The sequence below is a fragment of the Streptomyces araujoniae genome, assembly GCF_050871195.1.
In the GTDB taxonomy this organism is placed as follows: domain Bacteria; phylum Actinomycetota; class Actinomycetes; order Streptomycetales; family Streptomycetaceae; genus Streptomyces; species Streptomyces bacillaris.
Map to the genome: position 1 here is coordinate 6,997,047 of NZ_CP194070.1, position 19,137 is coordinate 7,016,183.

Below are 19,137 nucleotides of genomic sequence, written 5' to 3' on the forward strand. Positions count from 1 at the left end.
TTATTTGCCCGGGAGGAAAGTTCCTGGCCCAATGGAACCATGAACCCTCAGGACGAGGGGGCGGCCGACGAGCTTCCCGGCGTCGCCCCCCGACTGCGCGAACTGCGCCGCGGGCGCGGCCTCACCCTGGAGACCGCCGCCCAGCGGGCCGGACTCTCCCCGGCCCACCTCTCCCGGCTGGAGACCGGCCGCCGCCAGCCCTCGCTGCCGATGCTGCTGGGCCTGGCCCGTATCTACGGTACGACGGTCTCCGAGCTGCTCGGCGAGAAGCCCCCCGAGCGCGACGCGGTCATCCGGGGCGGAGCCTTCGAGGGCGCCGAGGCCGACGGCTGGATGTACCGCCGGGCCGGCAGCCCCGGCCGCGCCATGCAGGCGCTGCGGGTCCGTGTCCCGTACGGCGCCCAGGGCGACCTGGTCCGCGTGCACCCCGGTGAGGAGTGGCTGTACGTCGTCGGCGGACGGCTGCGGGTCGCGCTGGGGGAGACCGTGCACGATCTGGACCCGGGCGACAGCGCCCACTTCGACTCGCTCACCCCGCACCGGATCGCGGCCCTGGACCGCGGCGGGGCGGAGCTGCTCTTCGTCCACTCCCTGCTCCAGAGCCCCGCGGCCGAGCTGTGCCTCGGCAACGCCCTCCACGCGCGCTGACCCCGCGTACCACCGCGGCCCCGCACACCTGCGGACCTCCGCGCTCCGGACCCCCGTACCTCCGGACCCTTCGTACCCACCGGCCGTGAGACCGGCAGAGAGGACCGTCATGTCCGATTCCGAACACTACGACCCGCTGAGTCCCCGGCGGCCTAAGGCCACGAAGGACGCGCAGGAGCGCCGGATGCCGCGCGGTCTGGTGATCCGCCTCATCGCCTACCTGGTGGTCGGCCATGTGATCGCGGCCTTCCTCTACCTGCTCTTCATGGTGGCGGGCGCGGAGTAGCCGCTCAGCCCTGGTCGAGCAGGCGCTCGCGCAGCCGCTCCCGGGTGGCGGCGGAGACGCCCAGTCCCTCCGAGAGATAGCGGTCCGTCGAGCCCCAGGTCTCGTCGATGGCCGTGAACGCCGCCGCGAGGTAGGAGGACTGGGCCCCGAAGAGCGGGTTGAGCAGCTCCATCACCTCGGGGGACATCCCCGTCGCGGACATGTCCGTGCGCTTCACCTTGTACCGGCGGTGCGGGTCGTTGGACTTGAGGTAGTCCGCCTCGATCGCCTCGCGCTCGACGCCGACCGCGAGCAGCGAGACCGCGATCGACAGCCCCGCCCGGTCCTTGCCCGCCGCGCAGTGCATCAGGGCCGGAACGCTGTCCTCCGCCAGGGCGTGGAGGACGCGGCTGTGCTCGGCGGTGCGGTCCACGATGGTCGCGCGGTACATGTGGAGCATCCGCTCGGTGCCCTTGCCGCCGGCCAGGATCGAGCGCAGCTGCTCGATGTTCCCGTCGCGCACCAGCCGCCAGAACTCGGCTCCGTCGGCCGGATCCGAGAGCGGAATGCTGACATTGCGGACACCGGCCAACTCGATGTCGTATCCGTCGAGCTGGTGGTCGGCGGAGTTGCGGAAGTCGAAGACGGTGTGCAGCCCGAGCCCGGAGAGGAAGGCCGCGTCCTCGGCGGTGGCGTGTGCCAGGTGGCCGCTGCGGTAGAGCCGGCCGAAGGCGGTGCGCCGCCCGTCCGTGGTGGGGAGCCCGCCCACGTCGCGGAAGTTGCGGACTCCGTTCAGTGCGGTCTCGGTCGGCGGGACCTGCGGCACCTGCTGCGTCACGGTGGCTCCTGAAGTCTCTGGCGTCGGCGCGGCTCTCCGGCGAGGGCGCTCCTGTGACGATACGACATCGATTCGGCCGAAAATCATGGGCCGGATGACGGAGTGTCAGAAGTGGTGCCGACGGCATGTCCGTATTGGTGCATTTCGCAGAACATGCCCCGCTAATGGGGGAGATGGGATTCCCTAGGTGAGCGGGATCATATCCGTGACGGACCGTGGCGACGGAGCCCGGTCGTTTTCCCGGGATCCGTACGGAAAGCCAAGATCCGTAATCCACGGAGTGTGACGGGAAATCCGGGGCGGAATTGAATCGATGATTCCGGGAGGCAACCGACGGCTTGTTCCCGTCGTCCTGACTCGTTTACGGTCACCGTCAATCCGGACGGACCGCCTAATCCTGCCGCCGCCCGGAATTCGCACCCACCCACTCACGTGTGGCAGGAGCGGGGGAACCAGGTAAGCCGCCGGCCCGGAGCGATCCGGACCGGCTAGGGGTGAAGCCGCCATCCAGCGGCCGGGCATCTCCAGCCCGAACCCGACAGCTCACCTCGCAGGCGCCGGAGAGGAACTTCCCCATGCCCGCACAGGGTAAGCACCGCCGTCCCAAGTCCGGCCCGATCACCCGCGGCGTCCTCGCCGCGGGCACCGGCGGCGCCGTACTCGCCCTCCCGCTGATCGGCGCCACCGGCGCCCACGCAGCGGAGAAGGCCGCCCCGGCCGTCAAGCCCGCCGCCGCCACGGCCGCGGTCGTGCCGGCCGCCGCCCCGCAGGCCGCGCCCGCCAAGGCGAAGGCCGCCCCGAAGACGTACTCCGTCGTCTCCGGCGACTACCTCGCGAAGATCGCCGCCGAGCACCAGCTCAAGGGCGGCTGGCAGAAGCTGTACCAGGACAACCGCTCCACCGTCGGCGAGAACCCCAGCCTGATCTTCCCGGGCATGAAGCTCACCCTCGGCGCCAAGGCCGCCGGCTCCGCCGCGCCCTCCGAGGCCAAGAAGGCCGCCCCGGCGCCCAGGTCCGCCCCGAAGGCCGAGAAGAAGGCCGCCCCCAAGGCCGCGCCGAAGAAGGCCGAGCAGGCGCCCAAGGGCGACACCATCTCGGCCGACGAGTCGGACGCCGCGCAGAAGCGGAGCGGTGCCACCACCCAGACCGGCGCCTCGCAGTCCACCGGCTCCGGCTGGACCGCCCCGCTGGACAGCGCCCAGGTCACCACCCAGTACCGCGCCTCCGGCTCCAGCTGGTCCAGCGGCTACCACACCGGTGCCGACTTCCGCGCCGCCTCCGGCACCCCCGTCCGCGCCATCGGCCCGGGCACCGTGGTCTCGGCAGGCTGGAGCGGTTCGTACGGCAACGAGGTCGTCATCCGCCACGCGGACGGCATGTACTCCCAGTACGCCCACCAGTCCTCGCTGAACGTCTCCACCGGCCAGACCGTCACCGGCGGCCAGCAGATCGGCCTCTCCGGCTCCACCGGCAACTCCACCGGTCCGCACCTCCACTTCGAGGTCCGCACCGGCCCGAGCTACGGCTCGGACGTCGACCCGGTCGCCTACCTGCGCCAGCACGGCGTCTCCCTCTGACCCGAGGGCGGCCCGCACCGGGCGTGAAGTGATCGAGGGCGGTGTGCTGTGGCACACCGCCCTCTACTTATTCCGGCTTTACCCAAATCAGACCGGGTGGTCTATGTCACCACCCGTCAACCCCGTATTACGGTCGCGTAGGTCACATTGAACGGTGCAGGATATGTGCTTGTGGCAGACGATTCGAGAACCCAGCAGCAGAACACCATCGGGTCGTACGCGGCGATCGGGGACAGTTTCACCGAAGGCGTCGGAGACCCCGGCCCCGACGGCACCTTTGTCGGCTGGGCGGACCGGTTCGCGGTTCTCCTCGCCGACCGGCTCCCCGCCCCCGACGCGGCGACGAACCCGGACGAGACCCGGCACGGGAATTTCCGCTACGCCAATCTCGCCGTACGCGGACGCCTCCTCGACCAGATCGTCGAGGAGCAGATCCCCCGCGCCAAGGAGCTGGCCCCCGACCTGGTCAGCTTCTGCGCGGGCGGCAACGACATCATCCGGCCCGGCACCGACCCCGACGACCTGGCCGAGCGGTACGAGAAGGCCGTCGCGGAGCTGACCGAGGCGGTCGGCTCCGTCATGATCACCACCGGCTTCGACACCCGGGGCGTCCCGGTGCTGCGCCATATGCGGGGCAAGATCGCCACGTACAACGTCCACCTCCGGGCCATCGCGGACCGCTACCGCTGCCCGGTGCTCGACCTGTGGTCGCTGCGCTCGGTGCAGGACCGGCGCGCCTGGGACGCCGACCGGCTCCACCTCTCGCCCGAGGGCCACACCCGGGTCGCGCTGCGCGCCGCCCAGGTCCTCGGCCACGACGTCCCGGCCGACCCGGACCAGCCCTGGCCGCCGCAGGCCCAGCGCAGCACCTTCCACGAGGGGCGCGACAACATCCAGTGGGCGCGGGAGTACCTCGTGCCGTGGATCGGGCGGCGGCTGCGCGGCGAGTCGTCCGGCGACCACGTCGAGGCCAAGCGCCCGGACCTGCTGCCGCTGTAGCAGCAGGTGCCCAGGGGCTCGGGTTCTCAGGGATTCAGGGGCTCAGGGTTCAGCAGGGGGAGCGTACGCCGGGTCGGGCCCGGGACCAGGGGTCCGTCCGGCGCCGGGCCCCCGCCCGGCCCGGCCGGTATCCGCTCCAGCACACCGCCCGCGAAGACGTCGTACAGCGGCAGCGTCTCCAGGTGCACATAGCCGATGTGGCAGTCGCAGACGGCGAGCGGACAGGCCCGCGGACCGAGCGCCCGGCGGTAGCTGCCGTCGTACAGATTGCCCAGCTCGGCCTTGACGAAGTGGCAGCGCCGCACGGTCCCCTCGCCGTCCACCGAGATCACGGACTCGCCCGTCCGGCAGGGCAGCCCGGCCGACCGGTGCGGATGCCTGCTGTACGGGAAGAGCGGGTCCAGCTCCGTCCACCGCGCCGCCTCCTCGTCCGTGTACGTCCGCCCCTCGGCGGCGTTCACCCAGAGGTAGACCTCCGGGGGCAGCGCCGCCCGCAGCCGCCGGGCCTCCTCCAGATGGGCCTCGAACCCCACCACGCCCACACTGAACCGGATGCCCCGGGCCGACAGCTCACGGCACTTGCCGAGGAACCGCTCGTACGGCGTCTGCCCCGGGTGGTACGTGCACCAGAGCGCGATCCGCTCCGGATCGGCGTCCGCGAGCCAGGCCGTGCGGCCGCTCAGATTGGTCTGGATGGCGACCCGGCCGATGTGCGGGAGATGCGACAGCTCGGTCAGCGCCCGCCGGTACCAGGACCGGACCAGTCCCTCGCCCCACGGGGTGAACAGCACCGACAGCCGGTCGTCGGTCTGCGCCGCCGCCCACCCCGTGAACCGCTCCAGCGCCTCCCGGTCGGAGGTCAACTGCGCCCGGCTGTCCCGCCGTTTGGCGAACGGGCAGTACGGACAGTCGTAGTCGCACGAGGCCAGCGGGCCCCGGTAGAGGATGGTCAGGTCCACGGCCCGCTCACTTCCGCTCGTACGCGGCCATCGCCGCCCGCACCCCGGGCGAGAACAGCACGGGCCCCAGCGCGTCGGAGTGGGCCAGGCCCGACGCGGAGAGCCGCAGCAGCCCCTCCGGCGCCCCCTCGTCCAGCCAGCCCCGGGCCGCGAACCCCGCCAGCTCGGCGGGGAAGTCCGCCCACGGGTCCGTACCGAACCGCGCGCGGTAGTCGGCCACGGGGAGACCGGCCGCCTGGAGGACGGACTGGAGGAGGTGGCGCCTGCGGGCCTCCTCCTCGTCGACGTACCGCCCGACCTCGGCCCGGGAGAAGTCCTGGGTGGCGGTGAAGGAGTCGATGATGGAGCGGATCTCCCGCATGTCGACCGCGTAGTCGAAGGAGTAGTGCAGGGCGGAGGTGTAGGAACGGGCCCCGCAGCCCAGGCCGATCATGCCGTCGGTCTGGCAGGCGTAGTCCTCGGGACCCTCCTGGGGGGCGTCGGCCCGGCGGAACATCCGCATCGACACTTGCTCGTAGCCGTGCGCCAGCAGATGGTCGCGGCCCACCGCGTAGAGCCGCAGCCGCTGCTCGTCCCAGGCCGCCTGCTCCAGGGCCTCAGCCTCCGGGCCGCTCACGCCCGCGCCCAGCCGGTGGAGGCCGGTCAGCGGGCGGACGTACAGCGGGTAGAGGTACAGCTCCTCCGGCCGCCAGGCCAGCGCGGCGTCCAGCGAGGTGAGCCAGGTGCGCTCGGTCTGGCCGTCGATGCCGTAGATCAGGTCGATGTTCAGCAGGGGTATCCGGGCGTCCCGGATCCGGCCGAGGGCAGCCTCCACATCGGCCCGGCGCTGCGGGCGGACGGCCGCCTTCGCCTCGGCGTCCACGAAGCTCTGCACCCCGATGCTGATCCGGGTCGTGCCCCGGTCGGCCAGCACCGCCAGCCGGTCGGCGGTCGCGGTGGACGGCGAGGTCTCCACCGAGAGCGGCACCGCCCGCAGGTCGGCGCCCATCCGCTTCTCCGCGATGTCGCAGAGCCGCTCCAGCTCGCCCGCCGTCAGGAAGGTCGGCGTCCCGCCACCGAAGGCCGCCGCCGCGAACCGCACCGGCTCCTCGTCGCCGAGCCCGTCCCGTACGGCCACGGCCTGCCGGTCCAGGGCGTCGAGGTAGCGGGTCGTCAGCTCCTCGGGCGCGCCGATCCGGGTGAAGAGGTTGCAGAAGCCGCAGCGGACCTCGCAGAACGGTATGTGCAGGTAGAGGGAGAGGGCGTCCTTCCGCTCGGCCGCCCACAGCTCCCGCAGCGCGGGCCGCTCCGGCAGCGGGCGGTAGGCCGTCTTGTGCGGATAGGCGTAGACGTAGCTCTCGTACGGCCTCACGCCGGGTACGCCGGTCGCCGCGGTGGTGCTGGTGGTCATCAGGAGGCCCCCGGTTCCAGGAAGAAATGGGCGTACGGCACGGTCCAGACGGCCTCGTGGCCGAGCCGGTGGCCGGTGTAGCCGTCGTCGCCGTATGCCGTGCCGTGGTCGGAGCAGACGACGGCGAAGCACCGGCGGCGGCTGCTCGCGGCGGCGAAGAGCCGGCCGATGTGCCGGTCGACGTACTCCAGGGCGGCCGCGTGCGTGGCCCGGGAGTCACCCGCTTCGCGGGTCGCGCCAGGGGTGTGGAACCAGTTCGGCTGGTGCAGGGCGGAGACGTTGACGAAGAGGAACAGCCGCCGCTCCCGGGGCAGCTCCGCGACGACCTTCTCGGCCCGGGCCACCTGCTCCTCGAACGAGGTGGGGGAGGCGACCCCGAACTCCGGCTCCCAGTGGCTCTCCTGGAACATCCCGGGCAGCACCGACCCGAGGGCCCCCTGCCGGTTGAAGAACCCGACCCCGCCGATGCACACCGTGCGATACCCCTCGGCGGCGAGCCCCGACACCAGGTCCGGGGTGTCGAAGACGAACGTGCCGTCCGCCGTCGTCTCGCTGCCCGCGAACCGGGCCGCGAAGAGCCGCGGGTGCGGGCCGGGGGCGGCGGGCGTCGGCAGGAACCCGGCGAACATCGCCTGGTGCGAGGCGTAGGTGAAGCTGCCCGGCGCGTGCCGCTTCTCCCACACACCGCCGGGGAGGTGGGCGGCGAGGTTGGGGATGCGCCCGGCGGCGGCCAGCTCGACGGCGACATCGTGGCGCAGGGTGTCCAGGGTGACCAGCAGCAGGTCGTGACTGCCCACGACCCCGGCCATGTCGGGCTCGGCCCTGTCGGGGCGTGGGGGGTCAGAGAGACGTGACGGCATGGTCGTTCCTCGTTCGGTCCAGTACGGCGGCGACCTGCGCCGCATAGGTGTCCAGCCCCTCGGCACCGCTGCCCGGCAGCCCGGTCAGCCCCGGCAGCAGATCACCGAAGGCGTTGACCTCGCCGACGGCGAAGCGCCGCCAGCCGGCCGCGGGCAGCAGGTCGACGCCCACGCACAGCGTCCCCGGGAAGCAGGCGGCGGCCCGCTCGCACATCGCCAGCGCCTCGCGCCAGCAGCCGCCCACTGCCGACACGGCGGCCCGCACCTCGTCGAGATCGCCGCGGGCGCCCCCGAGGTGGAGGTTGGTCATGGGGGAGAGGCTGGTGCGGACGACGGCGTGGGTCGCCCGGCCGCCCACCACCACGATCCGCAGATCGGCGACGCGCCCCCGCTGGGACGCCTTCGGCAGCCAGCGCTCGATGTGCAGCCCGTCCGGGGCCAGTGCGTCCACGAGTGCGCCCACCTCCTGCTCCGTGGTGTACCGGCGCACCCGCAGCGAGTTGAAGAGCCTCCCCTCGCCGTCCCGCTCCACCGAGGTGCCGGCCCGGACCCGGCCGGGGCCCGCGGTCTCGACCGCCAGCACCCCCGAGGCGGAGGAGCCGTGCGCGAGCTTGACGAAGGCCCGGGGCATCCGGTGCTCCCGCATCAGCGCCCGTACGTCGGACCAGCCCCGCACCTGCGCACCGTGCGGCCCCGAGGTGGGCGAGGCGGGCACGGCGACCCCCGCCGCCTGCAGGCGGGCATGGCAGAGCCGCTTGTCGAAGAGCGCGGCGAGGTCACCGGGGGAGGCCAGCGTCGTGGCGCCGACGGCCGAGGCGGCCCGTGCCACCTCGTCCGCCGCCGTGCGGAACGCGGCGTACCACCGGGCCGACCCCTCCACCCGGGTCGGGTCGTCCACCCCGCGCAGCAGCCGCTCCACCTCGGCGTTCTCCCCGGGCGAGTCGATCCGTACGGTCTCGCCCGGCTCGAACGCCGCCCCACCGCCCAGCACCTGGAGCCAGGGGACCACCCGGGCCGGGGGCAGCCCGGCGGCCCGCACGGCCTCCTCGAAGAAGGCGACCCGGCGGTTCTCCGGATTGCCGACCACGGCGAAGCGCGGGGCCTCCGCGCCCCCGGGTGCGCCCACGCCGGATGCGCCTGCCCCGCTGCCCTTCGCCCCGCTGACGTTCATCCCGGGGACGTTCGCCTTCGCGCTACTCGCTGACCGCGACATAGCGCTCCGGCTCCTCGTCGTCTCCCTCGTCCGCGTAGTCGTCCTCGGCCTCGTCGGCCTCGACCACGGCCGGGGCGCAGGCCTTCCTGATCCGGTCGAGCACGGGGTCGGTGAGGTAGTGGTGGCGCAGGTCGAGCGTGGTGAGGTGGTTGAGCGGCTGCCCGTTCAGCAGCGCCTCCCCGCCCGTGTCGCTGAGGGTGCCCATGGACAGGGCGAGGGTCTCCAGCTGGGCCACGACGGGCGCCGAGGCCACGGCCGCCGCGATCTCGTCCTGGAGTTCGCTGTTCTGCAGGCCCAGGTGGCGCAGCCGGGGGAAGGTGCCGCCCGCCAGGACCGGTCCGATGTCCTCGACCGTGGCGTCGGCTCCGTACCACGAGCTGCCGAACCAGAGGTCCAGCCGCTCCAGCGCGGGCAGTTCGCTCGCGGCGACGGCCCGCACCAGGTCACCGGGGAGCCCGCCGGACTCGAAGCGCAGCGTCTTCAGCGGCGCATGACGGACCGGCCGCAGCGCCAGCCCTTCCTGGCCGCAGCCGCGTACGGTGAACTCCTCCAGCAGCGGAAACGCTTCGAGCACCGGGGTGACGTCGCACATCTGCAGCCACGACACCTCGCACTCCTCGCCCACCACATCGGCGAGGAAGAGGCCGCGGAGGGCCGGGAAGCGGTCGGCGTGGGCGACGAGCAGGTCCCGAACGGGCTCGAACGAGCTGTAGTCCCCGTCCCACCACGGGCCGACGAGGAGCGCCCGGACCCGTGCCGTGTCGACGGTGTCGAGAAACCGCTGCCACAGGACGGCGAAGTCGGTCTGCTCGTCGTAGTCGGTCTCCAGCCGCCAGGCCACCGAGTCGGCGGCGGGCCGAGCCCTGGACGCCGCCCAGATCTGGACCGGCAGGCCGTGGAAGTGGTCGGGATGCTCGATATCGATGTCGGTCATGACACTCACTCCGAAACGGCCGTGTAGCGGCCCTCGGCGCCGCGGTCGCCCCACGGCTCGCTCCGCTCGGACAGGTCGACGCGCACTCCGTGCGGCTCCAGCGACGCGCGGACCCGCTCCTCCATCGCCTCGGTGAGGAAGTGGTGGTGGAGGTCGAGCACTTCGAGATGGGTGAGCGGCTGCCCCTCCAGGAGCGCGGCGGCGCCCTCGTCGCCCAGCGTCCCGTTCGACAGGTCCAGCGTCCGGAGCTGGGCGACGACCGGCGCCGAGGCCACGGCCGCCGCGATCTCGTTCTGCACCTCGCTGTTGCGCAGCCCCAGGTGGTGCAGGCGCGGGAAGCGGGTGCCCGACAGCAGCGGCGCCAGGTCCGCGACCTCCGTGTCACCGCCGTACGCCGACACGCCGAGCCACAGGTCGAGCCGCTCCAGCGCGGGCAGTTCGCTGTCGATCACTCCGCGGACCACCTGTGCGGGCAGGCCGCCCGCCTGGATCGTCAGCGACCGCAGCCGCTCGTGCTTGGCGGGCGGGAACACCAGGTCGGTGCCGCCCCGCACCCCGAACTCGGTCAGCGCCGGGAAAGCCGTCAGCAGGGCCGTGACGTCCGACTGCTCGATCCAGGTGATCTCGGCCTGCTCCGCCTCCAGGTCCCCGACGAACACCGCCTCCAGCGAGGTCAGCCGGTCGGCGGCGGCGATCACCAGGCCGATCGGGACCGAGGAGTCCTCCTCGTACGCCTCGCCCCACTGGCCGATGATCAGGGCCTTGACCCCGGCCGGGTCGACCGCGTCCAGGAAGTCCGCGAACTCGTCCGCCCACGGCCGGTCCCGGTCGTCGTCGCCGTACGGTTCGACGGAGACGCGCCAGGCGGCGGCGTGGGCGGCGGGCCGGGAGCCCCCGGCGCCCGTGTGCTGGAAGTCGACGGCGGGGAGGCCGCCGAACTCGTGCAGATGCTGCGCACCGTACATGGCCCTGAGCTCCTGATCCTGGGGACTGCTGATGTCCGCAAGGTTTATCAAGCCGCACTGACAATGCCGCGACCGGGACCGCTGAGGACCGCCCGACGGGCCGGTCGGGACGTGTCGCCCGGACGGCTCGGGATCTGCCGCCGGGCCGCTCGGAGTCCGTCGGCGGAGCGCTCGGAACCTGTCGGCCGGGCCGCTCCGGCATCCCGTCGGCGGGCCGCTCCGAGCCCTGCGGAAGGCCGCTTCGAGCCTGCTGCGGGGGCCCGTTGTCAGACCCTGCCCGTAGCGTTTTTCCCGTGGCCGGCACAGCGGGTGCCGCGACCGAGGGGAGACGTCTGTGTACCGGCAGGGCGATGTACTGATCATGGCGCTGGAGGAGTCGGCGGTGCCCGCCCCCTTCCTCAAGGCGTCGGGCGAACTGCGCGACGGCCGGGGGCGGCTGGTGCTCGCGCTGGGCGAGGTGACGGGCCACGCCCACGCCGTGCAGGGGCCCGGCCGGCTGATCCGGGAGGCGGGGCCGTTCGGCCCGATGCTGCTCCATCTCCCCGAAGGCGGCCGGGTGGTGCACGAGGAGCACGCCACGATCGCGCTGCCGCAGGGCTGGTTCCGGGTGGTGCGCCAGCGGGAGTACGCGCCCGGCGCGGTCCGCATCGTCGCGGACTGACGCCCGCGGGGAGACCGGCGGCGGACCGGTCACCACGACCGGGCGCGCCCGCCGCAGACGAACCGGGTACGGCAGACCGAGTACGACTACCGAGCACGACGACAACCGAGCACGACGAGCACACAGCGAACTGGGGACGGGGACAACCGATGCAGCACGTGAATTCCTGGCGGGACGTGGCGGCGGCGACCGGCGCGGCGGACCGGGCGGCCGCCGAGGAGGGCGTGCGGCGCGCCTACCGTCTGGCGGGACTGGCCGAGCCCGAGCGGATCGTCTGGGCCCAGTCGCCCCGGGCGGCCGTCGAGGCCGTGGAGAAGCTCACCGACGCCGGACGGTCGGTGCGCGAGGAGGTCCGCACCCGGCCGTGGGCCGAGGAGCGCCGGCGGATGTACGACGAGCTGGGCCCGGCGGGCTGGTCCGCCCTCTGGTCCGCCACCGGGGCGCAGCTCTGGGAGACCACGGCCGCGCTCGCCGAGCGGATACGGGCCGGGGTCGTCGCCGATCTGGCGCCCCGGCCCACGGAGGAGGGCGCCGTGCGGCTGGTGCTGCTCGACGCGGTGCTCGGCCAGCACGACGCCGCCTGGCTCGCCGCCTTCGACGGGCGCGGTGACCGGCTGGCCGGTCTGGCCGAGGTGGCCCGGACCGCCGGCTGGTGGTGGCCCTACGAGCGGGCCGTGGTGATCAGCGAGCGGCCGGAGGTCCTGCACCGCGACGAGGCGGGGCGGCTCGACCACGGGGAGGGACCGGCCCTCGCCTACCGGGACGGGTTCGCCCTGTACGCCTGGCGGGGGATGCCGGTGCCCGCCGCGTTCCTGGCGGAGCTGGCCTCGCTCACCCCGCAGCGCATCCGCGAGGAGGAGAACGCGGAGCTGCGCCGCGTGATGCTGGAGTACTACGGCTACGACCGCTACCTCACGGAGTCCGGCGCCGAGCCCGTCCACCGCGACGAGACCGGCATCCTCTGGCGCATCGCCCTCGACGGGGACGAGGACGTGGTGATGGTCGAGGTGGTCAACTCCACCCCGGAGCCCGACGGCACCCACCGCACGTACTGGCTGCGCGTGCCGCCCGGGACGCGGACCGCCAAGGACGGGGTGGCCTGGACGTTCGGACTGGAGGGCGCGGCCTACGCCCCGGTCCGCCAGACCTGAGGCGGTGGGGAAGGGGGAGAGGAGCAGGGGCAGCCGAGGCGCCGGGGCGGGCCGGTGAGGTGCCTGGATGCGCGCGGGGGCACCGTCGGGACACGGGCGTCAGGCGGTCAGCGCGGACTCGTCGATGCCCAGCTCGCGGGCGAGCGCCTGGTCGGTCCAGCGCAGCATCGTGGCCCGGGGCAGCGGACCCTCGTACGAGGTCATCTGCACGGCCAGACCGTCCAGCAGGGCGGTCAGCCGCCAGGCCGCCGACTCCGGGTCCGGGCACCGGAACTCCCCGGCGGCGGCACCCTGCTCGATGACCCCGGCCAGCTCCGTCTTCCACCGCCGGTCGAGGTCGCCGGCCACCTCGCGCAGGGCGGGCTCCCGCAGCGAGGCGGCCCACCCCTCGATCCAGAGCCGCCACCCCTTGGCCTGCCCGGTCGGCGCGTACCACCGCACGGCGGCGCGGAGGCGGCGTACGGCGGTGGTGCGGCGGGCCAGCAGCTTGCGCAGATGGGCGAGGTCGGCCTCGGCCGCGTACGCGAAGGCGGCGGCGACCAGCTTCTCCTTGGTCGTGAAGTGGTAGAGCACCAGCGCGTTGCTCACCCCCAGCGCGGACGCCACATCGGCGATGCGCACGGAGGAGGCCCCGCGGATCTCGATCTGCTCGACCGTCGCCCGCAGCAGCTCCTCGCGCCGCTCCGCCACGTTCAACCGGACTCTAGCCACCCGACCACCCTAATCAATGTCCTGGTCACTGCCGGTCACCGCAGACCATGCCGTCCCCGGGACGACGCGACGGCGCCACCCGGGTGGGACGCACCCCGCCGAGGCGGCCGGGCCGGAATCCTGGCGGCGGCAGGCACGTTGGACCGTTCATGACGTCATTCGAACCGGACCAGGAAGCGCTGCTCACGCTCATCGGTGAGCAGGACGGGGGAGTGCTGGTCACTCTCAAGCGGGACGGGCGGCCCCAGCTGTCCAACGTGAGCCACGCCTACGATCCGGCCGAGCGGGCGATCCGGGTGTCGGTCACCGAGGGCCGGGCGAAGACCCGCAACCTCCGGCGCGACCCCCGCGCGAGCTACCACGTCACCAGTGGCGACCGCTGGGCCTGGACCGTCGCGGAGGGCACCGCCGAGCTGACCCCGCCCGCCGCCGAGCCGGACGACGCCACGGTGGAGTCCCTGATCGCGCTCTACCGGGACGTGCGGGGCGAGCACCCGGACTGGGCGGACTACCGGCGCGCCATGGTCGCGGACCGCAGGGTGGTGCTCACCCTGCGCATCGAGCACGTGTACGGACAGCCGCGTGGCTGAGGGGCCGCCCGCGGGCTGCTCCGTTCACCGCTCTCTTCTCGCCCTGTCGGACAGTCCGACGATAATGAGACGACACCGACTCCCCCTGGAGATGTTGTGACCGGCGCCGACTACTTTGTCCCCTTCCGCACGAAGCTGCGTTCGATGCGCTCCGAGCCCTTCGGGGCCGATCCCTCGGGAGCGCGGCTGCAGCGCATCCTGAACTCGCCGAACTTCGCCGACGGGGTCTTCCAGAACCCGCTGGGTGCCCGGACCCGGCCGTCCGGCTCCACCCTGGAGTTCGCGAAGGTCTACTTCCAGAAGGAGCAGCGGATCCGCAGGGCGCCGGCCGGCACCGTGCCGGTCCACGCCACCACCCTCGCGGATCTGGCCGCGCCGCCTGCCAGCGGGCTGCGGCTGACCTGGATGGGCCACTCCAGCGTCCTCGCGGAGATCGACGGCCGACGGGTGCTCTTCGACCCGGTCTGGGGCGACCGGTGCTCCCCGTTCCCCTTCGTCGGGCCCAAGCGGCTGCACCCGGTGCCCGTGCCGCTCACCACGCTCGGTGACGTCGACGTGGTGGTGATCTCCCACGACCACTACGACCACCTCGACCTGCCGACGATCCGCGCCCTGGCGGGCACCGGCACGGTCTTCGCCGTGCCGCTCGGGGTCGGCGCCCATCTGGAGCGCTGGGGAGTGGCTCCGGACCGGCTGCGCGAACTGGACTGGAACGAGACCGCGAAGGTCAACGGGATCAGCCTCACCGCCACCCCCGCCCGCCACTTCTGCGGCCGTGGCCTGCGGAACAACCAGCACACCCTGTGGGCCTCCTGGTCCGTCAGGGGCCCGGAGCACCGCATCTACCACAGCGGCGACACGGGCTACTTCCCCGGCTTCCGGGACATCGGCGCCGAGCACGGCCCCTTCGACGCCACGATGATCCAGATCGGCGCCTACTCGGAGTACTGGCCGGACATCCACATGACCCCCGCCGAGGGGATGCGCGCCCACCTGGACCTCCAGGGCGGAGGCCCGCACGGGGTGCTCCTGCCGATCCACTGGGGCACCTTCAACCTCGCCCCGCACGCCTGGGCCGAGCCCGCGGAGTGGACGAAGGACGTCGCCGAGGAGGCCGAGCAGGCGGCGGCCTTCCCCCGGCCGGGCGAACCCTTCGAACCGGCCGGCGTGCTTCCGGTGGCCCCCTGGTGGCGGCCCGTCTCCGCCCCGATGGCGCCGCCCCGCTGGCGTACGGCGGAGGCGGAGGCCGATCCGGTCCCGGGCTCAGCCCCGGTCGTGCGGCGGGATCTGGACGTCGCCGGGGAGCGCTGACCCCCGGGGCGGGGGCCGGGACACGGTGACCGTCGGAGCCGGGACACGGTAGCCGTCGGGGACGGGGCAAGCATCCGCCCCCGCCCCCACCACGCCGTCCCGCAGCAGCTGGCGGACGCGAGCGGGCCGGCACCCCGTACGGAAGGGGTGCCGGCCCGCGTCGCCGTGGTGGGGCGGGTGCCGCCGTCCGCCTCGCGGGAGGACGGCGTACGGGGTCAGGCCGCCGGGGCCGGGTACGTCGGGTACTCGACGCCTGAGACGTGCTGGACGACCCGGATGACCTGGCACGAGTAGCCGAACTCGTTGTCGTACCAGAGGTAGAGGATCGCGTTGTCGCCGTCGACCTTGGTGGCGCCCGCGTCGACGATCGAGGCGTGGCGCGAGCCGATGAAGTCGCTGGAGACCGCGTCGGGGGCGCTGATGAAGTCGATCTGGCGCTTCAGCGGGGAGGCCAGCGACACGTTGCGCAGGTAGTCGAGGACCTCCTCGCGGCTCGCCTCACGGCCCAGGCGCAGGCTCAGGATCGCGATCGAGACGTCCGGCACCGGGACGCGGATGGAGCTGCCGGTGATCGGCGCGTCCAGCTCGGGCAGCGCCTTGGCCACGGCGGAGGCCGCACCGGTCTCGGTGATGACCATGTTGAGCGCCGCCGAACGGCCACGGCGGTCGGAGCTGTGGTAGTTGTCCAGCAGGTTCTGGTCGTTGGTGTAGGAGTGGACGGTCTCCACGTGGCCGCGCAGCACGCCGTACTCGTCCGCCATCGCCTTGAGCGGCGGCACGATCGCGTTCGTGGTGCAGGACGCGCAGGAGAGGATCTGCTCGTCGTCCTTGATCGTGTCGTGGTTGACCCCGTGGACGATGTTGGGGACGTCGCCCTTGCCCGGAGCGGTCAGGACCACCTTGGCGATGCCGGGGCGCAGGTGCTTCGAGAGCCCCTCGCGGTCCCGCCAGCGGCCGGTGTTGTCGATCAGGATCGCGTCCTTGATCCCGTACGCGGTGTAGTCCACCGCCGTCGGGTCGTCGGAGTAGATCACCTTGATCTCGTTGCCGTTGGCGACGATCTTGCTGTTCGCCTCGTCGACGGTGATCGTGCCGGAGAACTGGCCGTGGATCGAGTCGCGCCGCAGCAGTGAGGCGCGCTTGACGATGTCCTGGCCGGAGCCCTTGCGTACGACGATGGCGCGCAGCCGCAGCCCGTTGCCGGAACCGGCCTTCTCGATGAGGAGCCGGGCGATCAGGCGGCCGATGCGGCCGAAGCCGTAGAGCACGACGTCCCGGGAGTCGCGGCGCTCGATCTTGTTGGCACCGGTCGCCCCGGCGACCGCCTCGGCGGTGAACTCCTCGACCGACAGGCCGCGGTCGTCGGCCCGGTAGGTCGCGGCCAGCATGCCGATGTCGATCTGGGAGGGGCCGAGGTCCAGCGTCGTCAGCGCCTCGAGGAACGGCATCGTCTCGGTGACGGACAGCTCCTCACCGGCGATCTGCCGGGCGAAGCGGTGGGTCTTGAGGATGCTGACCACCGACTTGTTCACCAGGGAGCGGCTGTGCAGCAGGACATTCACGTCCTGCTCGCGGTGCAGCTTCCCGATGATCGGGATCATCGACTCCGCGATCTCCTCGCGGTGCATCCAGTTGGTGAACGAGTCGTCATTGACAGTCACGTGTTTATCTTTCGAGCTAGGCGGCGCTCATATGGTAGCCGCCCCGGTCCGATCATCCTTCAGGTGGTCCCCCTCGGGGGATCGGCCGGGTGGGCGCACCGGTGTCAATGCGGCGTAATCGGGCGCTCGTGCGAGGGCTCATACCAGAGCGGGACGGATGGCGGGCAAGTTCCACAACTGCCCGTCGCACACAGGTTGGTGGCGACTACCGTGTGTGCTCGGTGATCAACGGGGGGTTCCTGTACCCCGGACCGGCCGACCGCCGGTCCGAACGGGAACCACCACCGTCGGTGCCACCGCATGAACACCGTATGAACGCCGACAGGGGCGCCGGGAACGCCGATTTCGGGTGCCCCCTGTACCGAGGACGCTGATGTCTCAACTTCGCGCACCCGCCGCGCGACCGGACCGCCGTGAGGGCGGGCGGCACGGCCGCCCCGGCGCTCGCGCCCACTCGGGCACCAGCAGGCCGCGCGCCGCACAGCCCTCCGCCGAGTCCCGCGTACGCCCACAACTGCTGCGTACCGCACTGCTCCCCACCGTCGCCGCCCTGCTCAGCGGCGCGGCGGCCGTCATCTTCACCATCCGCGACGGCGCGGTCGACCCGTCCCCGAGCCTCTGGGCCGCGCTCGGCGGATCGGCGGCCCTGGCCGTCGCCGCGGTGGCCGCCGCCTACCTCGGCGCCCACCGGGTGGCCGGTGCCGTGCTCGACCGGGCGCTGACGCTCCGCCGCACCAGCGCCCAGGGCCAGGCCGAGATCCAGCGGGTGGTCGAGCAGCTCCGGGCCGGGGAGCCCGTCGGACCGCGGCGGCCCGTGCCCCCGCCCGCCACCCCCGACGGCGACGCCTTCGACCTGCTCGCCCAGGAGATGGGCCGGGCCCAGGACGCCGCGGTCACCGCCGTCGTCCAGGCCTCCCAGCTCGTCAGCTCGGCGGGCAACGAACAGAAGGTCGAGGTCTTCGTCAACCTCGCCCGCCGGCTCCAGTCCCTGGTCCACCGCGAGATCCAGATCCTGGACGAGCTGGAGCACGAGGTCGAGGACCCCGACCTGCTCAAGGGCCTCTTCCACGTCGACCACCTCGCCACCCGCATCCGCCGCCACGCCGAGAACCTCGCCGTCCTCGGCGGGGCCGTCTCCCGGCGCCAGTGGAGCAACCCGGTCACCATGACCGAGGTGCTCCGCTCGGCCATCGCGGAGGTCGAGCAGTACCCCCGGGTCAAGCTCGTCCCGCCGATGGACGGCACCCTGCGCGGCCACGCCGTCGCCGACGTGATCCACCTGCTGGCCGAACTGGTCGAGAACGCCACGGTGTTCTCCGCCCCGCACACCCAGGTCCTGCTGCGCGTCCAGCGCGTCACCGCCGGCATCGCGCTGGAGGTGGAGGACCGCGGCCTCGGAATGCCCGACCACGAGCAGAACCGGATGAACGCGCTCCTCTCCGACCCCGACCGGGTCAACGTCGCCCATCTGCTCCAGGACGGCCGGATCGGTCTCTTCGTCGTCTCGGCCCTGGCCCGCCGCCACGGCATCGCCGTCCGCCTGCAGAGCAACATCTACGGCGGCACCCAGGCGGTCCTGGTCCTGCCGCAGACCCTCCTCGGGGCCGACCCCGAGAACCCGGCAGCCCCGGGCACCGCCCCCGTACCGCCCCCGGGAGCCGTGCACCGGCCGCCCGCCGACGACGGGACCCCGGCCCCGCCCGCGCCCCCGCAGGTCCGGGCCGCACCCCCGCAGGCCGCAGTCCCCGCGGCCCAGGCGCCCGCCGGTCATCCGCGTGATGCCCAGGCCCCGGGTTCGCACGCCCACGCCGCACCCGAGAGCCGCACGCCCGGGCCGCGCGCCGAGGCCCCACCCCTGCCCCTGCGCGCCGACCGGCCCGCACCGCCCGCGGCCGCCCCCGACCGGACCGCCGCACCGGCAGCCGTCACCGACGGGTCCGCGCTCCCGGCAACCGACCGGACCGTGCCCCCCGGGGCCGCCCCCGACCGGACCGCCCCGGCCCCCTTCACCCCCCAGCGGGTCGACCGGCCCGCACCGCCCGCCGCCCGCCCCGAGCTGCCGAAGCGCTCCAACCAGGAACACCTCGTTCCGCAGCTCCGCGAAGCGCCCGCCCCCCGGGTCGAGGACGAGCACGCCCTGCACGACCCGGGCCTCATGGCCGCCTTCCGGCGCGGCGTCGACCTCGCCGAGGCGCAGAACGCGCAGGAGGACGAGACCACCGGCTACGGCGACCCGGCCGCGCCCACCGCGCTCGACGCCCCCCTGGAGACCCTCGCCCCCCTCCCCGTACGAGGAGCCGCCGGAGCGCCCGCGTCCCCCGGACGCCCGCAGACCGGGCACGCCCCCTTCCTGCCGGGCCACACCGTGCCGGAACCCCGTAAAGACACGACCTTCAAGGAGTAG

18 protein-coding genes and 1 riboswitch are annotated in these 19,137 nt (G+C 73.1%); of the genes, 9 read left to right on the forward strand and 9 right to left on the reverse strand.

Features of this window, described 5'->3' with window-relative positions:
* Window positions 1-39: 39 nt before the first annotated feature.
* Window positions 40-648, forward strand: coding sequence for a helix-turn-helix domain-containing protein (locus ACQ9ZG_RS29810; RefSeq protein ID WP_028418751.1), 609 nt, complete (start codon window positions 40-42; stop codon window positions 646-648).
* 109 nt (window positions 649-757) lie between these two features.
* Entirely contained in the window at window positions 758-934 is a 177-nt protein-coding gene (locus tag ACQ9ZG_RS29815; protein ID WP_165272950.1) for a DUF6126 family protein, read from the forward strand.
* A 4-nt stretch (window positions 935-938) separates the two neighbouring features.
* Here ACQ9ZG_RS29815 and ACQ9ZG_RS29820 read toward each other — a convergent pair whose 3' ends face one another.
* Entirely contained in the window at window positions 939-1,751 is an 813-nt protein-coding gene (locus ACQ9ZG_RS29820; protein ID WP_018492042.1) for a tyrosine-protein phosphatase, read from the reverse strand.
* 411 nt (window positions 1,752-2,162) lie between these two features.
* Window positions 2,163-2,323, forward strand: a riboswitch (cyclic di-AMP (ydaO/yuaA leader).
* A 3-nt stretch (window positions 2,324-2,326) separates the two neighbouring features.
* Here ACQ9ZG_RS29820 and ACQ9ZG_RS29825 point away from each other — a divergent pair.
* Both ACQ9ZG_RS29825 and ACQ9ZG_RS29830 read left to right on the forward strand, forming a co-directional pair.
* Window positions 2,327-3,328, forward strand: a complete 1,002-nt coding sequence (locus ACQ9ZG_RS29825; RefSeq protein WP_499281410.1) for a LysM peptidoglycan-binding domain-containing M23 family metallopeptidase — start codon at window positions 2,327-2,329, stop codon at window positions 3,326-3,328.
* A gap of 171 nt (window positions 3,329-3,499) precedes the next feature.
* The gene (locus tag ACQ9ZG_RS29830) at window positions 3,500-4,327 is read left to right on the forward strand and encodes an SGNH/GDSL hydrolase family protein (protein ID WP_028418753.1); all 828 of its coding nucleotides are present in this window, start codon (window positions 3,500-3,502) and stop codon (window positions 4,325-4,327) included.
* 26 nt (window positions 4,328-4,353) lie between these two features.
* Here ACQ9ZG_RS29830 and ACQ9ZG_RS29835 read toward each other — a convergent pair whose 3' ends face one another.
* The 6 genes from ACQ9ZG_RS29835 to ACQ9ZG_RS29860 are packed head-to-tail and all read right to left on the reverse strand — an operon-like array spanning window position 4,354 to window position 10,648.
* Window positions 4,354-5,286 (reverse strand): STM4011 family radical SAM protein, encoded by a 933-nt coding sequence (locus ACQ9ZG_RS29835; RefSeq protein ID WP_109914624.1) that lies wholly within the window; start codon window positions 5,284-5,286, stop codon window positions 4,354-4,356.
* Between the two features lie 7 nt (window positions 5,287-5,293).
* Window positions 5,294-6,676, reverse strand: a complete 1,383-nt coding sequence (locus ACQ9ZG_RS29840; RefSeq protein ID WP_109914625.1) for an STM4012 family radical SAM protein — start codon at window positions 6,674-6,676, stop codon at window positions 5,294-5,296.
* Complete coding sequence (locus tag ACQ9ZG_RS29845) at window positions 6,676-7,485, reverse strand: STM4013/SEN3800 family hydrolase (RefSeq protein WP_099218385.1); 810 nt, start codon at window positions 7,483-7,485, stop codon at window positions 6,676-6,678. The genes ACQ9ZG_RS29840 and ACQ9ZG_RS29845 overlap by 1 nt, the downstream gene beginning before the upstream one ends.
* A gap of 31 nt (window positions 7,486-7,516) precedes the next feature.
* The gene (locus tag ACQ9ZG_RS29850) at window positions 7,517-8,707 is read right to left on the reverse strand and encodes an STM4014 family protein (RefSeq protein WP_258312010.1); all 1,191 of its coding nucleotides are present in this window, start codon (window positions 8,705-8,707) and stop codon (window positions 7,517-7,519) included.
* A gap of 22 nt (window positions 8,708-8,729) precedes the next feature.
* Window positions 8,730-9,683: an STM4015 family protein gene (locus ACQ9ZG_RS29855; protein ID WP_109914626.1), complete on the reverse strand. Its 954-nt coding sequence runs from the start codon at window positions 9,681-9,683 to the stop codon at window positions 8,730-8,732.
* A gap of 5 nt (window positions 9,684-9,688) precedes the next feature.
* The gene (locus tag ACQ9ZG_RS29860; protein ID WP_109914627.1) at window positions 9,689-10,648 is read right to left on the reverse strand and encodes an STM4015 family protein; all 960 of its coding nucleotides are present in this window, start codon (window positions 10,646-10,648) and stop codon (window positions 9,689-9,691) included.
* A gap of 334 nt (window positions 10,649-10,982) precedes the next feature.
* Between ACQ9ZG_RS29860 and ACQ9ZG_RS29865 the strand changes: the two genes are divergently transcribed.
* Window positions 10,983-11,309 (forward strand): DUF8820 family protein, encoded by a 327-nt coding sequence (locus ACQ9ZG_RS29865; RefSeq protein ID WP_018492051.1) that lies wholly within the window; start codon window positions 10,983-10,985, stop codon window positions 11,307-11,309.
* Between the two features lie 149 nt (window positions 11,310-11,458).
* Complete coding sequence (locus ACQ9ZG_RS29870) at window positions 11,459-12,460, forward strand: DUF6745 domain-containing protein (RefSeq protein ID WP_109914628.1); 1,002 nt, start codon at window positions 11,459-11,461, stop codon at window positions 12,458-12,460.
* 99 nt (window positions 12,461-12,559) lie between these two features.
* Here the strand turns inward: ACQ9ZG_RS29870 and ACQ9ZG_RS29875 are convergent, their stop codons facing one another.
* Window positions 12,560-13,171 (reverse strand): TetR/AcrR family transcriptional regulator, encoded by a 612-nt coding sequence (locus tag ACQ9ZG_RS29875; protein ID WP_499281411.1) that lies wholly within the window; start codon window positions 13,169-13,171, stop codon window positions 12,560-12,562.
* Window positions 13,172-13,320: 149 nt separating this feature from the next.
* Between ACQ9ZG_RS29875 and ACQ9ZG_RS29880 the strand changes: the two genes are divergently transcribed.
* Both ACQ9ZG_RS29880 and ACQ9ZG_RS29885 read left to right on the forward strand, forming a co-directional pair.
* Entirely contained in the window at window positions 13,321-13,761 is a 441-nt protein-coding gene (locus tag ACQ9ZG_RS29880; protein ID WP_109916625.1) for a PPOX class F420-dependent oxidoreductase, read from the forward strand.
* Window positions 13,762-13,857: 96 nt separating this feature from the next.
* Window positions 13,858-15,072, forward strand: coding sequence for an MBL fold metallo-hydrolase (locus tag ACQ9ZG_RS29885; RefSeq protein WP_109916624.1), 1,215 nt, complete (start codon window positions 13,858-13,860; stop codon window positions 15,070-15,072).
* 215 nt (window positions 15,073-15,287) lie between these two features.
* Here ACQ9ZG_RS29885 and ACQ9ZG_RS29890 read toward each other — a convergent pair whose 3' ends face one another.
* Window positions 15,288-16,733 carry a glyceraldehyde-3-phosphate dehydrogenase gene (locus ACQ9ZG_RS29890; protein ID WP_109916623.1) on the reverse strand — a complete coding sequence of 482 codons (1,446 nt, stop codon included), beginning with the start codon at window positions 16,731-16,733 and terminating at the stop codon, window positions 15,288-15,290.
* 373 nt (window positions 16,734-17,106) lie between these two features.
* Between ACQ9ZG_RS29890 and ACQ9ZG_RS29895 the strand changes: the two genes are divergently transcribed.
* Window positions 17,107-19,137: a sensor histidine kinase gene (locus ACQ9ZG_RS29895; RefSeq protein ID WP_499281412.1), complete on the forward strand. Its 2,031-nt coding sequence runs from the start codon at window positions 17,107-17,109 to the stop codon at window positions 19,135-19,137.

Excerpts from the sequence above, each read along its gene's own strand:
- ACQ9ZG_RS29810 (WP_028418751.1), top strand. The coding sequence starts at position 40 with ATGAACCCTCAGGACGAGGGGGCGGCCGACGAGCTTCCCGGCGTCGCC.
- ACQ9ZG_RS29815 (WP_165272950.1), top strand. The coding sequence starts at position 758 with ATGTCCGATTCCGAACACTACGACCCGCTGAGTCCCCGGCGGCCTAAG.
- ACQ9ZG_RS29825 (WP_499281410.1), top strand. The coding sequence starts at position 2,327 with ATGCCCGCACAGGGTAAGCACCGCCGTCCCAAGTCCGGCCCGATCACC.
- ACQ9ZG_RS29840 (WP_109914625.1), bottom strand. The coding sequence starts at position 6,676 with ATGACCACCAGCACCACCGCGGCGACCGGCGTACCCGGCGTGAGGCCG.
- ACQ9ZG_RS29845 (WP_099218385.1), bottom strand. The coding sequence starts at position 7,485 with ATGGCCGGGGTCGTGGGCAGTCACGACCTGCTGCTGGTCACCCTGGAC.
- ACQ9ZG_RS29850 (WP_258312010.1), bottom strand. The coding sequence starts at position 8,707 with ATGAACGTCAGCGGGGCGAAGGGCAGCGGGGCAGGCGCATCCGGCGTG.
- ACQ9ZG_RS29855 (WP_109914626.1), bottom strand. The coding sequence starts at position 9,683 with ATGACCGACATCGATATCGAGCATCCCGACCACTTCCACGGCCTGCCG.
- ACQ9ZG_RS29860 (WP_109914627.1), bottom strand. The coding sequence starts at position 10,648 with ATGTACGGTGCGCAGCATCTGCACGAGTTCGGCGGCCTCCCCGCCGTC.
- ACQ9ZG_RS29870 (WP_109914628.1), top strand. The coding sequence starts at position 11,459 with ATGCAGCACGTGAATTCCTGGCGGGACGTGGCGGCGGCGACCGGCGCG.
- ACQ9ZG_RS29880 (WP_109916625.1), top strand. The coding sequence starts at position 13,321 with ATGACGTCATTCGAACCGGACCAGGAAGCGCTGCTCACGCTCATCGGT.
- ACQ9ZG_RS29895 (WP_499281412.1), top strand. The coding sequence starts at position 17,107 with ATGTCTCAACTTCGCGCACCCGCCGCGCGACCGGACCGCCGTGAGGGC.